Origin of the sequence: Pseudomonas sp. PDNC002 (genome assembly GCF_016919445.1) — a bacterium.
Lineage (GTDB): Bacteria > Pseudomonadota > Gammaproteobacteria > Pseudomonadales > Pseudomonadaceae > Pseudomonas.
Window position 1 is genome coordinate 914,690 of record NZ_CP070356.1, and the last position, 13,385, is coordinate 928,074.

A 13,385-nucleotide genomic window follows, 5' to 3' on the forward strand; every position below is an offset into this window, starting at 1 on the left:
GCCGACGAATCGGCGCGCCGCGATGTTCTGCTCGGCAGGGGGTTGACCCATGCCGAGCATAGACGCCTTCGCCGACCGGCTATCGAGCTATCTGGGCCCGGATCAGGTCAACCTGGTTCGCCGCGCCTACTACTACGCCGAGCAGGCCCATGACGGGCAGCGCCGCCGCAGCGGCGAAGCCTACGTCACGCATCCGCTCGCCGTCGCCAATATCCTCGCCGACATGCACATGGACCATCAGAGCCTGATGGCGGCCATGCTGCACGACGTGATCGAGGACACCGGCATCGCCAAGGAAGCGCTCACCGCGCAGTTCGGCGAGACCGTCTCGGAACTGGTGGACGGGGTCAGCAAGCTGACCCAGATGAACTTCGAGTCCAAGGCCGAGGCGCAAGCCGAGAACTTCCAGAAGATGGCCATGGCCATGGCGCGCGACATCCGCGTGATCCTGGTCAAGCTGGCCGACCGCCTGCACAACATGCGCACCCTGGAAGTGCTGTCGGGCGAGAAGCGCCGGCGCATCGCCAAGGAAACCCTGGAAATCTACGCCCCCATCGCCAACCGGCTGGGCATGCACAGCATGCGCGTGGAGTTCGAGGACCTCGGCTTCAAGGCCATGCACCCGATGCGCTCCGAGCGTATCCGCCAGGCGGTGAAGAAGGCCCGTGGCAACCGCCGCGAGATCGTCGGCAAGATCCAGGAATCGCTGGTCAACTGCCTCGCCCGCGAGGAGATGGAAGGCCAGGTCCTGGGCCGCGAGAAGCACCTGTTCAGCATCTACAAGAAGATGCGCGGCAAGCGCAAGGCGTTCACCGAGATCATGGACGTCTACGCCTTCCGCATCATCGTCGACAAGGTCGACACCTGCTACCGCGTGCTCGGCGCCGTGCACAACCTGTACAAGCCGTTCCCCGGTCGCTTCAAGGACTACATCGCGATTCCCAAGGCCAACGGCTACCAGTCGTTGCACACCACGCTGTTCGGCATGCACGGCGTGCCCATCGAGATCCAGATCCGCACCCGCGAGATGGAAGAGATGGCCAACCACGGCATCGCCGCGCACTGGCTGTACAAGTCCAGCGAGGACGAATCGCCCAAGGGCACCCACGCCCGCGCCCGCCAGTGGGTGAAGGGCATCCTCGAGCTGCAGCAACGCGCCGGCAACTCGCTGGAATTCATCGAGAACGTGAAGATCGACCTGTTCCCGGACGAGGTCTACGTCTTCACGCCCAAGGGCCGCATCATGGAGCTGCCCAAGGGCTCCACGGCCGTTGACTTCGCCTACGCGGTGCACACCGACGTCGGCAACAGCTGCATCGCCTGCCGTATCAACCGCCGCCTGGCGCCGCTGTCCGAACCGCTGCAGAGCGGCGCGACGGTGGAAATCGTCACCGCGCCCGGCACCCGGCCGAATCCGGCCTGGCTCAACTTCGTGGTCACCGGCAAGGCGCGCACGCACATCCGCCACGCGCTCAAGTTGCAGCGCCGCTCCGAGTCGATCAACCTCGGCGAGCGCCTGCTGAACAAGACCCTGGCTGGCTTCGACAGCCACCTGGAGAAAATCCCGCAGGAGCGCATCCAGGGCGTGCTCGCCGAGTACCGCATGGAAGTCTTCGAGGACTTGCTGGAAGAAATCGGCCTCGGCAACCGCATGGCCTACGTGGTCGCGCGTCGCCTGCTGTCCAGCGAAGGCGAGGAAGCGCCCAGCGCCGAAGGGCCGCTGGCGATCCGCGGCACCGAGGGCCTGGTCCTCAGCTACGCCAAGTGCTGCACGCCGATCCCCGGTGACCCGATCGTCGGCCACCTGTCCGCCGGCAAGGGCATGGTCGTGCACCTGGAGAACTGCCGGAACATCCTCGAAATCCGCCACAACCCGGAAAAATGCATCCAGCTCAGTTGGGCCAAGGATGTCACCGGCGAATTCAACGTCGAACTGCGTGTCGAACTGGAGCACCAGCGCGGCCTGATCGCCCTGCTGGCGACCAGCGTCAACGCCGCCGACGGCAACATCGAGAAGATCAGCATGGACGAGCGCGACGGCCGCATCAGCGTGGTCCAGCTCGTCGTCAGCGTGCATGACCGTGTGCACCTGGCCCGCGTCATCAAGAAGCTGCGCGCGCTCAAGGGCGTGATTCGCATCACCCGCATGCGCAGCTGATCCCACCCTAAGGAGTCGACATGACCAAGACCGTAATCCATACCGACAAAGCCCCGGCCGCCATCGGTACCTACTCCCAGGCCATCAAGGCCGGCAACACCGTCTATGTCTCCGGTCAGATCCCGCTGGACCCGAAAACCATGGAACTGGTCGAGGGCTTCGAAGAGCAGACCGTCCAGGTCTTCGAGAACCTGAAAGCCGTGATCGAAGCCTCCGGCGGCTATCTGCACGACGTGGCCAAGCTGAACATCTTCCTCACCGACCTGTCGCACTTCGCCAAGGTCAACGAGATCATGGGCAAATACTTCACCCAGCCCTACCCGGCCCGCGCCGCCATCGGCGTCGCTGCCCTGCCGAAAGGCGCCCAGGTCGAGATGGACGCCATCGTCGTCCTGGAATAAGCGTCACGAAACACCTACGGGGCCCCAGCGGCCCCGTTCCTTTGTCCGCAAGGAGCAAACATGCGTCGCGCCCTGATCCTGAGCGCCCTGCTCGGCCTGCTCGCCGGCTGTGCCGGCACCCCGTCCGACCCTTCCGGTGTCTGGGTCAACCAGGCCGCCATCGACGCCGCCGGCAAGGGCGGAAAATTGCGCGAGGCGCTGCTGGGCTACGGTCCGAATCTGGAATGGAAGATCGACACCAAGACGCAGCAGGCCACCTTCAGCAACGGCTTCGAGCTGGGTGAAGGCCAACTGACCCAGACCGATCCCAAGCACTACCGCGTCGACTTCTACGGCAGCAACCAGGAAGCCCTGGAGCTGGATGGCAAGGAGCTGGTGCAGGTCGGCAGCGACAACTGGCCCGAGCAGCGCTTCCTTCGCCCCAAGGAGCAGCCTGCCGCACAGGGCCCGGCCGGCAGTACGTTCGAGAATGCTCTCTATGCGGCTTATCTCAACGGTACCTGGATCATCGAGGAAGGCGAAGGCAAGGGCGGCAAGGTCAAGTTCCAGCCCAATGGCAGTCTCGAAGGCATGCCCGGCTTCGACCGCTATGCGCTGTGCCTGGCCGGCGACTGCGCGGCCATGAGCGGCGACAACGACAGCATCTGGCTGCAACAGGGCCAGCAAGGCCGCGAGTACCTGTTCGAACGCGATGGCGACAAGCTGGAGCTGTTCGAGGCGGTGAACCGCGCCCAGGCCGACGAGATGCCCAGCTACGCGCCGGGCAACAAGGTCTGGACCCTGGAGCGCGACTGATCCACGCGAGCGGGCAGGCTCGATTGGAAAAAATCAGCGCAACCCGCTCCACAGCAGCCAGCCACCCAGCGCCAGCAGCAGCCCTCCGCATATCCTGTCCAGCGCCGTCACCCGGCGCTTGAGCCAGCCACGCCAGCGCGGACGATCCAGCAAGCGGACCAGCAACAGGTCCCACAGCAACACCACCGCGCCCATCCACAACACGCAGACGCCCAGCGCCCACGCTGGCAGCTGGAACTGGCCGAGCACACCAAACAGGCCGGTGTAGAAGATCGGCAACTTGGGGTTCAGGCTGCTGGCCAGCAACCCCTCGCGCATTCCCCGCAGAAATCCTCCAGACCGCGGCTGGCCCAGCGCCGTGGGAATTTCCAACTCGCGCCGCGCCAGCAATGCCTGCGCACCGAGCCAGACGAAATACCCCCCGCCCAGCAGTTGCACGACGCGCAACCCATGGCTCGCCACCTCCGGCAGCAGGCCGAGGACGAACAACACCAGCAGCATGCTAGCCAGATTCGCCAGGGCGATGCCGGCGGCACAGCCGTCCGCATGGCGCCGCCCGCGCAACAAGGCGGCACGGATCAGCAGGAAGAAATCCGGCCCCGGCGACAGCAGAGCGGCGAAGTGAGTGCTGGCGACCAGCGCGAAGGCGGCAAACATGGCGATCTCCCGAATGCGATGTCGCGCAGTCTGGAGAGGCCGGCCGGCGCCAGTCTTGGAAGAAAGTCAGGTGCGCGTGGCGCGCAGGAAGTGACCGGGAGTGACGCCGGTAAAGCGGCGGAAGGTGCCGGAAAAATGCGCCTGGTCGTAGAAGCCCAGCGAAAGCGCGACGTCCAGCGGCTTCTCACCGGCCACCAGCAGGCGCTTGGCCTCGCGGATACGCCGTTGCAGCAGATAGGTATGCGGCGGCACGCCGTAGGCGGTGCGGAAAGCTTCGATCAGATGACGCGGATGGCGCTGCAACAGCGCGGCAAGCTCTTCGAGGCTGACCGCCTCGCGGTAATGCGCCTCCAGGTAGTCGCGCAGCTTCGCCGTCACGCTGCCGTCGCGTGAGGCCGCCGCATTCGGCCGCATCCCGCCGTGACGGACGAACACCAGCTCCAGCAGCGCCAGCAACTCGCTCTCCAGCCCCAGCGCATCGTTGCGTTCGAACTCGCTTGCCACACGCCGCAGCGCCTCCGCGACTTGCCCGTCGTCATGCGGATTGAGCGCCTGGAAACCACGCGGCAACTGCTTGCGCCCCAGCAACGGCAGCAGGCGCGACTCCTCGATGTAGAGCATGCGGTAGACCAGCCGCTCCGACTCGGCGTTGCCGGTGTGCGGCTCCTCCGGGTTCATCAGCGACAGGGTGCCCGCGGGCAGCACGTGATGTGCGCCCCGACACTGGTAGCCACCAGCACCGTGGAGGATGGCGCCGATGGCGAAGGCATCGTGGCTATGACGGCCGAACGGCTGGCCGGAGAAGTCCGCATGGAACAACTCCACCCCCGGCAACCAGGGGCGCGCCAGCAGCCGGTTGGCGTCCATCAGTCCTGCTTGCCCGCCAGAATCGCCGCGTAGCCTTCGCGGAAGCTCGGGTAACGCGGTTCCCAGCCCAGCGCGCGGGCGCGGGCGTTGCTGCAGCGCTTGCTGCCGGCGCGGCGCACGGTCTGCTCGTCGGCCCAGTGGGTCACGCCAAGGTGCTCACGCAGCCAGGCGACCACGTCGTGCAACGCGGCGGGATCGTTGTCGACGCCCAGGTAGCAGTCTTCCAGCGCAACACCGTTGCGATCGGCTTCCAGCAGATGCGCCAGCAGGCCCGCGCAATCCTCTGCATGAATGCGGTTGGCGTACAGCGGCGGTTCGCTGGCCACTCGGTAGCCGTCGCGCACCTGCTTGAGCAGCCACTCGCGGCCCGGGCCGTAGATGCCGGTGAGGCGCACGACGCTGGCGGGAATGCCGCTCTGTAGCGCCACCTGCTCGGCTTCGAGCATCACGCTGCCGGAATAGCTTTCAGCCTCGGCCGGGGACGTCTCATCGATCCACTCACCATCGCGCTGGGCGTACACGCCGCTGCTGGAAACGAACAGCAGGCGCTTGGGCGTCTGCCCGCGCTGTTTGAGCCAACCGAGGGTGTTGCGCAGGCCTTCGACGTAGGCGGCGCGGTAGCCGGCCTCGTCATGCTGGGTCGCGGCGGCGCAGTACACCAGGTAGTCCAGGTTGCCCACCGGCCAGGTATCGGGGCATTCGAGCTGGGCCAGATCGCCAGCCACCGGCAGCACTTCCAGCGGCAGCGCGGCGACATTGCGGCGCAGGCCATGGACACGCCAGTCGCGCGCGGCCAGTTGGCGCCCCAGGCGGCTGCCGACATCGCCGCAACCGACGATCATCAGGCTCGGGAAGGTGCTCTTGCTCATGCTTGGCTCCGCGAATCAAAGCTCGGCAGTTTAGCGCGGTTGGTTCGCGGCGGTGCAGCCGCTATGCTTGGGCCACCTCAACGGATTTAGTCGCCATGACCCTGACCGAACTGCGCTACATCGTCACGCTTGCCCAGGAGCAACACTTCGGCCGCGCCGCGGAGCGCTGCCACGTCAGCCAGCCGACGCTGTCGGTGGGCGTGAAGAAGCTGGAAGACGAGCTCGGCGTGCTGATCTTCGAGCGCAGCAAGAGCGCTGTCCGCTTGACCCCGGTCGGCGAAGGCATCGTGGCGCAGGCGCAGAAGGTGCTGGAGCAAGCCCAGGGCATCCGCGAACTGGCCCAGGCCGGCAAGAACCAGCTGACCTCGCCGCTCAAGGTCGGCGCCATCTACACCATCGGCCCGTACCTGTTCCCGCACCTGATTCCGCAGCTGCACCGGGTCGCCCCGCAGATGCCGTTGTACATCGAGGAAAACTTCACTCACATCCTGCGCGACAAGCTGCGCACCGGCGAACTGGACGCGATCATCATCGCCCTGCCGTTCCACGAAGCCGACGTGCTGACCCTGCAGTTGTTCGACGAGCCCTTCTACGTGCTGATGCCGGCAGACCACGCCTGGACCGCGAAGAAGACCATCGACCCGGAGCTGCTCAACGACAAGAGCCTGCTGCTGCTCGGCGAAGGCCACTGCTTCCGCGACCAGGTGCTCGAAGCCTGCCCGACTACCCACAAGGGCAGCGAGAACAAGCACACCACGGTGGAATCCAGTTCGCTGGAAACCATCCGCCACATGGTCGCTTCCGGCCTGGGCGTATCGGTGCTGCCCTTCTCCGCCGTGGACAGCCACCACTACGCGCCGGGCGTGCTGGAAGTGCGCCCGTTCAGCGCGCCGGTACCCTTCCGCACCGTCGCCATCGCCTGGCGCGCCAGCTTCCCGCGACCGCGCGCCATCGAAGTGCTGGCCGACTCGATCCGCCTGTGCTCGGTCGCCAAGCCGACCGTCAAGGGTGAAGCCGAGCCGGCATGACCGATCTGTCGAATGTCCCGGTCACCGCGCTCAAGGGCGTGGGCGCCGCGCTGGAAGAAAAGCTGGCAAAGGTCGGCCTGGAGAATCTCCAGGACATCCTCTTCCACCTGCCGCTGCGCTACCAGGACCGCACCCGCATCACCCCCATCGGCGCGCTGCGCCCGGGGCAGGATGCAGTGGTCGAAGGCGTGGTCTCCGGCGCCGACGTGGTGATGGGCAAGCGCCGCAGCTTGCTGGTTCGCCTGCAGGACGGCACCGGCGTGCTAAGCCTGCGCTTCTACCACTTCAGCCAGGCGCAGAAGGAAAACCTCAAGCGCGGCACGCACCTGCGCTGCTACGGTGAGGCGCGCCCCGGCGCTTCTGGCCTGGAGATCTACCACCCCGAATACCGCTCGCTCACCGACGCCGCCGCGGCGCCGGTGGAGCAGACGCTCACGCCGATCTACCCGACCACCGAAGGCCTTACCCAGCAGCGTCTGCGCCAGCTCAGCGAGCAGACCCTGGCGCGCCTCGGCCCGTCGAGCCTGCCGGACTGGCTGCCGGCGGAACTGGCCCGCGACTACCGCCTGGGCCCGCTGGACGAAGCCATCCGCTACCTGCACCGGCCGCCGCCGGATGCCGACCTGGAAGAGCTCGCCGAAGGCCGTCACTGGGCGCAGCATCGTCTCGCCTTCGAAGAACTGCTGACCCACCAGTTGTCGCTGCAGCGCCTGCGCGAAAGCGTACGCTCCCAGGCCGCGCCGCAGCTACCGCCGGCCAAACGCCTGCCGGCGCTGTACCTGAAGAACCTCGGCTTCAAGCCCACCGGCGCACAGCAGCGGGTCGGCGCGGAGATCGCCTACGACCTTGCCCAGCCCGAGCCGATGCTGCGCCTGGTCCAGGGCGACGTGGGCGCCGGCAAGACCGTGGTCGCCGCCCTCGCCGCCCTGCAAGCACTGGAAGCCGGCTACCAGGTGGCACTGATGGCGCCGACCGAAATCCTCGCCGAGCAGCATTTCGTCAACTTCACCAAGTGGCTGCAGCCGCTGGGTATCGAGGTCGCGTGGCTGGCCGGCAAGCTCAAGGGCAAGGCCCGCGCCAGCGCGCTGGAGCAGATCGCCGGCGGTGTGCCGATGATCGTCGGCACTCACGCGCTGTTCCAGGACGAAGTGAAGTTCAAGCGCCTGGCCCTGGTGATCATCGACGAGCAGCACCGCTTCGGCGTGCAGCAACGCCTTGCCCTGCGCCAGAAAGGCGTGGACGGCCGGCTCTGCCCGCACCAGCTGATCATGACCGCCACGCCCATCCCCCGGACCCTGGCGATGAGCGCCTACGCCGACCTGGACACCTCGATCCTCGACGAACTTCCGCCCGGCCGCACGCCGGTGAACACCGTGCTGGTGGCCGACAGCCGCCGTATCGAAGTGATCGAGCGCGTGCGCGCCGCCTGCGCCGAAGGCCGCCAGGCCTATTGGGTCTGCACGCTGATCGAAGAATCCGAAGAACTCACCTGCCAAGCCGCTGAGACGACCTACGAGGAACTCTCCTCAGCACTGGGCGAGCTGCGCGTGGGCCTGATCCACGGGCGCATGAAGCCGGCGGACAAGGCCGTGGTCATGGAAGCCTTCAAGGAAGGCATGCTGCAATTGCTGGTGGCAACCACCGTGATCGAAGTCGGCGTGGACGTGCCCAACTCCAGCCTGATGATCATCGAGAATCCGGAACGCCTGGGCCTGGCGCAGTTGCACCAGCTGCGCGGCCGCGTCGGCCGGGGCAGCGCCGCGAGCCACTGCGTGCTGCTGTATCACCCGCCGCTGTCGCAGATTGGCCGCGAGCGCCTGGGCATCATGCGTGAGACCTGCGATGGCTTCGTCATCGCCGAGAAGGACCTGGAGCTGCGCGGTCCAGGCGAAATGCTCGGCACCCGCCAGACCGGCCTGCTGCAATTCAAGGTCGCCGACCTGATGCGCGACGCGGACCTGTTGCCGGCGGTACGCGACGCCGCCCAGGCGCTGCTGGCGCATTGGCCGCAATCTGTGAGCCCGTTGCTGGCACGTTGGCTACGCCACGGCCAACAATACGGGCAAGTGTGATCTACTTCACTCTCGCCGGTCAGTTGATCGCTCGGTCTTGTTGACCGCGTGGTTATACTCCGACCCAGCCGTTGATAACCGGATCACATTCATGAGCGACCTTGCACGCGCCCCATCCGACTCCTCGCAGGCCCCCGAGGTCATCCTGCAGCTGCTCGACAAACTGGGCATCGCCTCTCGCGAGGTCAGCGACTCCACCACGCTTCCCGCCACCCGCCGGGTGCAGGCGAGCCTGCTGGAAGACGCCGTCGGCACTCTGCTGGTGCTGTTCCCGCAGAGCCAATTGCTCGATTTGAACCGCCTCGCCGAACTCACCGGCCGCAAGCTGGTGGCGGTCAAACCCGATCGCCTGGAGCGCATGCTCGGCAAGCACCAGCTCGGCCGCCTGCCGGCGTTGCCGCCGCTGACCAGCTCGCCCTGCCTGTATGACGAGCGCCTGCTGCAGGAACCCCAGCTGCTGATCGAGTCCGGCGCGCCGGGCACCCTGCTGGAAATTCCTACCGCGTCGTTCCGCGGGCTGCTGGAGAAAGCCAGCGCCGCGCGTTTCGGCGTGCCGTTGGAATCGATCCGACCGAACCTCGACCGCCCGGACGACGACCGCAAGGAAATCACCCAGGCCGTGCAGGCGTTCACCGCCCGCCGCATCCAGCAGCGCCTCGAGGAAACCATCGAGATCCCGCCGCTGCCGGAAACCGCGCAGAAGATCATCAAGCTGCGCGTCGACCCCAACGCCACGGTGGACGACATCACCGGCGTGGTGGAAACCGACCCGGCGCTGGCCGCGCAGGTAGTCAGTTGGGCGGCTTCGCCCTACTACGCCGCGCCCGGCAAGATCCGCTCGGTGGAAGACGCCATCGTCCGCGTACTGGGCTTCGACCTGGTGATCAACCTCGCCCTGGGCCTGGCCCTGGGCAAGACCCTGAGCCTGCCCAAGGATCAGCCACAGCACGCCACGCCCTACTGGCACCAGGCGATCTACACCGCCGCGGTGATCGAAGGCCTGACCCGCGCCGTGCCGCGCGCCGAGCGTCCGGAAGCCGGACTGACCTACCTCGGCGGCCTGCTGCACAGCATTGGCTACCTGGTCCTGGCACACATCTTCCCGCCGCATTTCTCGCTGATCTGCCGGCACCTGGAAGTGAACCCGCACGTCGAGCACAACCTTGTCGAGCAGCACCTGCTGGGCATCACCCGCGAGCAGATCGGCGCCTGGCTGATGCGCACCTGGGACATGCCGGAAGAGATCTACACCGCGCTGCGCTTCCAGCACGATCCGTCCTATGCCGGCGACTGCTCGGCCTACGCCAACCTGGTGTGCCTGGCGACCCGCCTGCTGCGCAACCACGGCATCGGCAGCGGCCCGGAAACCAGCATCCCGCAGGACCTGCTGGATCGTCTGGACATCCCGCGTGAAAAGGCCGAGGACGCCGTGCGCAAGGTACTCGACGCAGAGGCCGTGTTGCGCGAGCTGGCCAGCCAGTTCAATCCCGGCCACTGAGCGAAGTCGCGCTTTCTCTTGTAGGAGCGAGCTTGCTCGCGAACCCAATAGCACCAAGCGGTTCCGGTTCGCGAGCAAGCTCGCTCCTACGAAAAGCCATTCTCTGCCCCCATAAAAAAAGCCCTCGCAAGAGGGCTTTTTTGTGGCCGGTTCAGGCCGCTTTCTTGTCGCTGGCCGGCGCGGCTTTCTTCTTCGGCTTCAGGTACTTCACCAGGCCCTGGAACCAGATCACCAGGCCGGGATTGCCCTGGATCTGGATGTCCTTGTTCTGGATGCCCTGCATGAACGCCAGCTGCGGGTTCTTCGAAGTCATGGTGGCGAAGCCGTAGGCACCATCCTTGAAGCCCAACGCAAAGGCAGGGCTGGGATGCGTACCGCGACGGGCGCTGACCTTGAGGTCCTTGACGATGTAGTGGCGGGCGACCTTGCCGTCGAGGGTGTGGAGCTGGAACACCAGGTCCTTGCCTTCGAGCTGCTTCTGGAACGCCGGGTTTTCGCGGCTGGCCTTGGCCATCAGGCGACCGAGCATCCACAGGAGAAGACGGAATTTCATGCACAAACCTCGACGTTCGAGACAAAAGTCTGCGCATTGTAGCCAGTTTGAAAACGGACTACATCCGGTCTTTTGGAGGGATTATGTAACTGGAGGAGGCAACCCGGAGCCGCTCTGGCTCCGGGTCAGGCGCGATCAGTTGACCGCGTCTTTCAGCGCCTTGCCCGGTTTGAAGGCAACGGTGTTGCTGGCTTTGATCTTGACCGGTTGACCGGTTTGCGGGTTCTTGCCGGTACGGGCGCCACGGTGGCGCTGAACGAAGGTACCGAAACCGACAAGGGTAACGCTGTCCTTGCGGTTAAGCGCGCCAGTGATTTCATCCAGCAGCGCGTTCAGCACCTTGTTGGCTTGTTCTTTGGTGAGGTCGGCCTTCTCGGCGATCGCGGCGGCGAGTTCTGGTTTACGCATAAATGCCTCTTTGACGGTTTGTTGTTGTTGTGTCCGTGCTGTCTTCCCAACAGCGCCCAAGGCACCGCAGGCTTGCCGTACAGGCTCTAGGCTGCGGCAGACGGGGGGAGAATGGCACGCCGAAAGCTGGTACGCCAGTATCGTCTGACAATTTGCGGGCTCTTTCCCAAGGCAAAACTGCCATTGGCGACGCTTGTCACGCCAGCAGGGCTGGCAACTCCTTGTTCAGGGAGAGTTTTTCCCCCACAGCGGCCCCCGTCAGGGCATATCCGAGCAATCGACCGGCGGTATCCCGGCACAGGACCTTGAGGTCCGGGCCAGAGCCTTCCACTTGCCATTCACCCTCGCTTCCGCGCGGCGGCGGCGATACCACCAGCGGGCAGACCGGGGTTTTCACCGTCACCGGCATGGCGCCATAGGCTACTGCCGTCGGCTTGCCGGCTAGTGTCTGCGCCAGCGCACGGGCACAGGACATCAGCGGCATCACGTAAAGCAGATTCAGTCCGTCGACCTCGGCGCAGTCGCCCAGGGCGTAGATGTTGGCGTGGGAGGTGCGCAGCTCGCGGTTGACCATGACACCGCGATTGATATCCAGGCCGGCGGCGGCAGCCAGGTCGATGCGCGGACGCAGGCCGACGGCGGAGACGACCAGGTCGCAGGCGATCACCTGGCCATCGGAGAGGTGTGCTTCCAGGGCATCGCCGGCGCGCACCAGGCTGTTCAACACTGGTCCGAGATGGAAGCGCACGCCGAGGCCTTCCAGCCCCTGCTGCACCGCCTGGGCGGCAGCCGGGTGGAGCAGGCCGGGCATGACCTGCTCGCAGGGTGCGACCACGTCGATCTGGTAGCCGCCGCTGGTGAGGTCGTTGGCGAATTCGCAGCCGATCAGGCCGGCGCCCAGCAGCAGCACACGACGCTTGCCGGCGGCGGCGCTGCGGAAGCGCGCGTAGTCTTCCAGGTCGTTGATCGGGAAGATCAGGTCCTGGGCATCCCCCTCGACCGGTACGCGAATGGTCTCGGCGCCCCAGGCCAGCACCAGGTCGCGGTAGTGAATCTCTTCTTCGCCGATCCAGATGCGCCGGTGGCCCGGGTCGATGCCGGTGACGCGGGTGTGAGTGAGGATGCGCGCCTTGAGCTGATCGGCCATGGCGCCAGCTTCGGCCATGGCCAGGCCGTCGGCGTCCTTGTCCTTGGAGAAGCCGGTGGACAGCATCGGCTTGGAGTAGGAGCGACCGTCATCGGCGGTGATCAGCACCAGCGGCGTTTCCGCGTCCAGCTTGCGCCACTCGCGGGCCAGGTTGTAGCCGGCCAGACCGGTTCCGATGATCACCAGCGGTGCGTTGTCGCTCATTGCGCTCTCCACTTCTAGAAATGCTCTGTCCTGAAGACGGCACGGCGGCCTTCGGGCCGCCGCATGAATACTTTGTGTCGGGTTGGGATTACGAGATTTCGATCATCTCGAAGTCTATCTTGCCCACGCCGCAATCCGGGCAGACCCAGTCCGCCGGAATATCTTCCCAGCGCGTGCCGGGGGCGATGCCCTCGTCCGGCAGGCCCAGTGCCTCGTCGTAGATGAAGCCACAGACCACGCATTGCCATTTGCGCATCGGCCAAGCCCTCCTGCGATTGCAAAGTGAACCTAACGTACTTTAACCGCACCGGCCAACGGCGCCCGTGCCGCCGGGCAGCGTCAGCAAGGCCAACCCGGCTCCGTCCAGTCTACCGCGCAAGGCCAAGGCCTGCCGGCCGCGCAAACGCAGACGGCGGCCCGAAGGCCGCCGTCGCGGGAATCAATCCTTACGGGCTCAGCCGATCTCGATCATCTCGAAATCCAGCTTGCCGACGCCGCAATCCGGGCACAGCCAGTCTTCCGGCACGTCTTCCCAACGGGTACCGGCGGCGATGCCCTCTTCCGGCCAGCCCTTGGTTTCGTCATAGATCAGGCCACACACCACGCACTGCCACTTCTTCATCAGCTATCACCCTCATGTTCTTGTCGCTTGGACGTCAGTGCATCCAATGTTCGGCTTTGTACTGGCGATGGGCTTGCGGCGCAAGCCCCTGGAAAAATGCCGGATG

General features: G+C 65.8%; 14 protein-coding genes. 6 read left to right on the forward strand and 8 right to left on the reverse strand.

All coding sequences use genetic code 11. From position 1 onward, the window contains the following. Positions 1-49 precede the first annotated feature (49 nt). Genes spoT through JVX91_RS04265 form a run of 3 tightly spaced genes read left to right on the forward strand, consistent with a single transcriptional unit; the run spans position 50 to position 3,354 of the window. On the forward strand, positions 50-2,158 hold the full coding sequence (gene spoT / locus JVX91_RS04255) for a bifunctional GTP diphosphokinase/guanosine-3',5'-bis pyrophosphate 3'-pyrophosphohydrolase (protein ID WP_205338173.1): 2,109 nt from the start codon (positions 50-52) through the stop codon (positions 2,156-2,158). Between the two features lie 20 nt (positions 2,159-2,178). Next, the gene (locus tag JVX91_RS04260; protein WP_024762056.1) at positions 2,179-2,559 is read left to right on the forward strand and encodes a RidA family protein; all 381 of its coding nucleotides are present in this window, start codon (positions 2,179-2,181) and stop codon (positions 2,557-2,559) included. Positions 2,560-2,619: 60 nt separating this feature from the next. Beyond that, complete coding sequence (locus JVX91_RS04265) at positions 2,620-3,354, forward strand: hypothetical protein (protein WP_205338174.1); 735 nt, start codon at positions 2,620-2,622, stop codon at positions 3,352-3,354. Positions 3,355-3,387: 33 nt separating this feature from the next. Here the strand turns inward: JVX91_RS04265 and JVX91_RS04270 are convergent, their stop codons facing one another. The 3 genes from JVX91_RS04270 to JVX91_RS04280 all read right to left on the reverse strand — a co-directional run bounded on the left by JVX91_RS04270 (position 3,388) and on the right by JVX91_RS04280 (position 5,747). Beyond that, complete coding sequence (locus tag JVX91_RS04270) at positions 3,388-4,011, reverse strand: LysE family translocator (RefSeq protein WP_205338175.1); 624 nt, start codon at positions 4,009-4,011, stop codon at positions 3,388-3,390. A 66-nt stretch (positions 4,012-4,077) separates the two neighbouring features. Continuing rightward, complete coding sequence (locus tag JVX91_RS04275) at positions 4,078-4,878, reverse strand: AraC family transcriptional regulator (protein WP_205338176.1); 801 nt, start codon at positions 4,876-4,878, stop codon at positions 4,078-4,080. Beyond that, on the reverse strand, positions 4,878-5,747 hold the full coding sequence (locus JVX91_RS04280) for an NAD-dependent epimerase/dehydratase family protein (protein WP_205338177.1): 870 nt from the start codon (positions 5,745-5,747) through the stop codon (positions 4,878-4,880). Before JVX91_RS04280 ends, JVX91_RS04275 begins: the two co-directional genes overlap by 1 nt. 95 nt (positions 5,748-5,842) lie before the next feature. Between JVX91_RS04280 and JVX91_RS04285 the strand changes: the two genes are divergently transcribed. The 3 genes from JVX91_RS04285 to JVX91_RS04295 all read left to right on the forward strand — a co-directional run bounded on the left by JVX91_RS04285 (position 5,843) and on the right by JVX91_RS04295 (position 10,345). After that, a complete protein-coding gene (locus tag JVX91_RS04285) occupies positions 5,843-6,775 on the forward strand; it encodes a hydrogen peroxide-inducible genes activator (RefSeq protein WP_205338178.1) in 933 nt (310 codons plus the stop codon). Further along, complete coding sequence (gene recG, locus JVX91_RS04290) at positions 6,772-8,847, forward strand: ATP-dependent DNA helicase RecG (RefSeq protein WP_205338179.1); 2,076 nt, start codon at positions 6,772-6,774, stop codon at positions 8,845-8,847. Before JVX91_RS04285 ends, recG begins: the two co-directional genes overlap by 4 nt. 91 nt (positions 8,848-8,938) lie before the next feature. Continuing rightward, the gene (locus JVX91_RS04295; protein ID WP_205338180.1) at positions 8,939-10,345 is read left to right on the forward strand and encodes an aminoacyl-tRNA deacylase and HDOD domain-containing protein; all 1,407 of its coding nucleotides are present in this window, start codon (positions 8,939-8,941) and stop codon (positions 10,343-10,345) included. 151 nt (positions 10,346-10,496) lie between these two features. Here JVX91_RS04295 and JVX91_RS04300 read toward each other — a convergent pair whose 3' ends face one another. From JVX91_RS04300 to JVX91_RS04320, 5 genes are all read right to left on the reverse strand, one after another. Next, positions 10,497-10,898: a hypothetical protein gene (locus tag JVX91_RS04300; protein ID WP_024762049.1), complete on the reverse strand. Its 402-nt coding sequence runs from the start codon at positions 10,896-10,898 to the stop codon at positions 10,497-10,499. A gap of 135 nt (positions 10,899-11,033) precedes the next feature. Next, the gene (locus tag JVX91_RS04305; RefSeq protein ID WP_017520695.1) at positions 11,034-11,306 is read right to left on the reverse strand and encodes an HU family DNA-binding protein; all 273 of its coding nucleotides are present in this window, start codon (positions 11,304-11,306) and stop codon (positions 11,034-11,036) included. A 196-nt stretch (positions 11,307-11,502) separates the two neighbouring features. Then, the gene (locus JVX91_RS04310) at positions 11,503-12,657 is read right to left on the reverse strand and encodes an FAD-dependent oxidoreductase (RefSeq protein ID WP_205338181.1); all 1,155 of its coding nucleotides are present in this window, start codon (positions 12,655-12,657) and stop codon (positions 11,503-11,505) included. 88 nt (positions 12,658-12,745) lie between these two features. Further along, complete coding sequence (locus JVX91_RS04315; protein WP_017520693.1) at positions 12,746-12,913, reverse strand: rubredoxin; 168 nt, start codon at positions 12,911-12,913, stop codon at positions 12,746-12,748. A 198-nt stretch (positions 12,914-13,111) separates the two neighbouring features. Next, positions 13,112-13,279, reverse strand: a complete 168-nt coding sequence (locus tag JVX91_RS04320) for a rubredoxin (protein WP_015479573.1) — start codon at positions 13,277-13,279, stop codon at positions 13,112-13,114. Between the last annotated feature and the right edge of the window lie 106 nt (positions 13,280-13,385).

What these genes read in the sequence shown, in the direction of transcription:
- JVX91_RS04310 (WP_205338181.1), bottom strand. Translation starts at nt 12,657, where the DNA reads ATGAGCGACAACGCACCGCTGGTGATCATCGGAACCGGTCTGGCCGGC.
- JVX91_RS04285 (WP_205338178.1), top strand. Translation starts at nt 5,843, where the DNA reads ATGACCCTGACCGAACTGCGCTACATCGTCACGCTTGCCCAGGAGCAA.
- JVX91_RS04265 (WP_205338174.1), top strand. Translation starts at nt 2,620, where the DNA reads ATGCGTCGCGCCCTGATCCTGAGCGCCCTGCTCGGCCTGCTCGCCGGC.
- JVX91_RS04320 (WP_015479573.1), bottom strand. Translation starts at nt 13,279, where the DNA reads ATGAAGAAGTGGCAGTGCGTGGTGTGTGGCCTGATCTATGACGAAACC.
- JVX91_RS04305 (WP_017520695.1), bottom strand. Translation starts at nt 11,306, where the DNA reads ATGCGTAAACCAGAACTCGCCGCCGCGATCGCCGAGAAGGCCGACCTC.
- spoT (WP_205338173.1), top strand. Translation starts at nt 50, where the DNA reads ATGCCGAGCATAGACGCCTTCGCCGACCGGCTATCGAGCTATCTGGGC.
- JVX91_RS04275 (WP_205338176.1), bottom strand. Translation starts at nt 4,878, where the DNA reads ATGGACGCCAACCGGCTGCTGGCGCGCCCCTGGTTGCCGGGGGTGGAG.
- JVX91_RS04260 (WP_024762056.1), top strand. Translation starts at nt 2,179, where the DNA reads ATGACCAAGACCGTAATCCATACCGACAAAGCCCCGGCCGCCATCGGT.
- JVX91_RS04270 (WP_205338175.1), bottom strand. Translation starts at nt 4,011, where the DNA reads ATGTTTGCCGCCTTCGCGCTGGTCGCCAGCACTCACTTCGCCGCTCTG.
- JVX91_RS04280 (WP_205338177.1), bottom strand. Translation starts at nt 5,747, where the DNA reads ATGAGCAAGAGCACCTTCCCGAGCCTGATGATCGTCGGTTGCGGCGAT.
- recG (WP_205338179.1), top strand. Translation starts at nt 6,772, where the DNA reads ATGACCGATCTGTCGAATGTCCCGGTCACCGCGCTCAAGGGCGTGGGC.
- JVX91_RS04300 (WP_024762049.1), bottom strand. Translation starts at nt 10,898, where the DNA reads ATGAAATTCCGTCTTCTCCTGTGGATGCTCGGTCGCCTGATGGCCAAG.
- JVX91_RS04315 (WP_017520693.1), bottom strand. Translation starts at nt 12,913, where the DNA reads ATGCGCAAATGGCAATGCGTGGTCTGTGGCTTCATCTACGACGAGGCA.
- JVX91_RS04295 (WP_205338180.1), top strand. Translation starts at nt 8,939, where the DNA reads ATGAGCGACCTTGCACGCGCCCCATCCGACTCCTCGCAGGCCCCCGAG.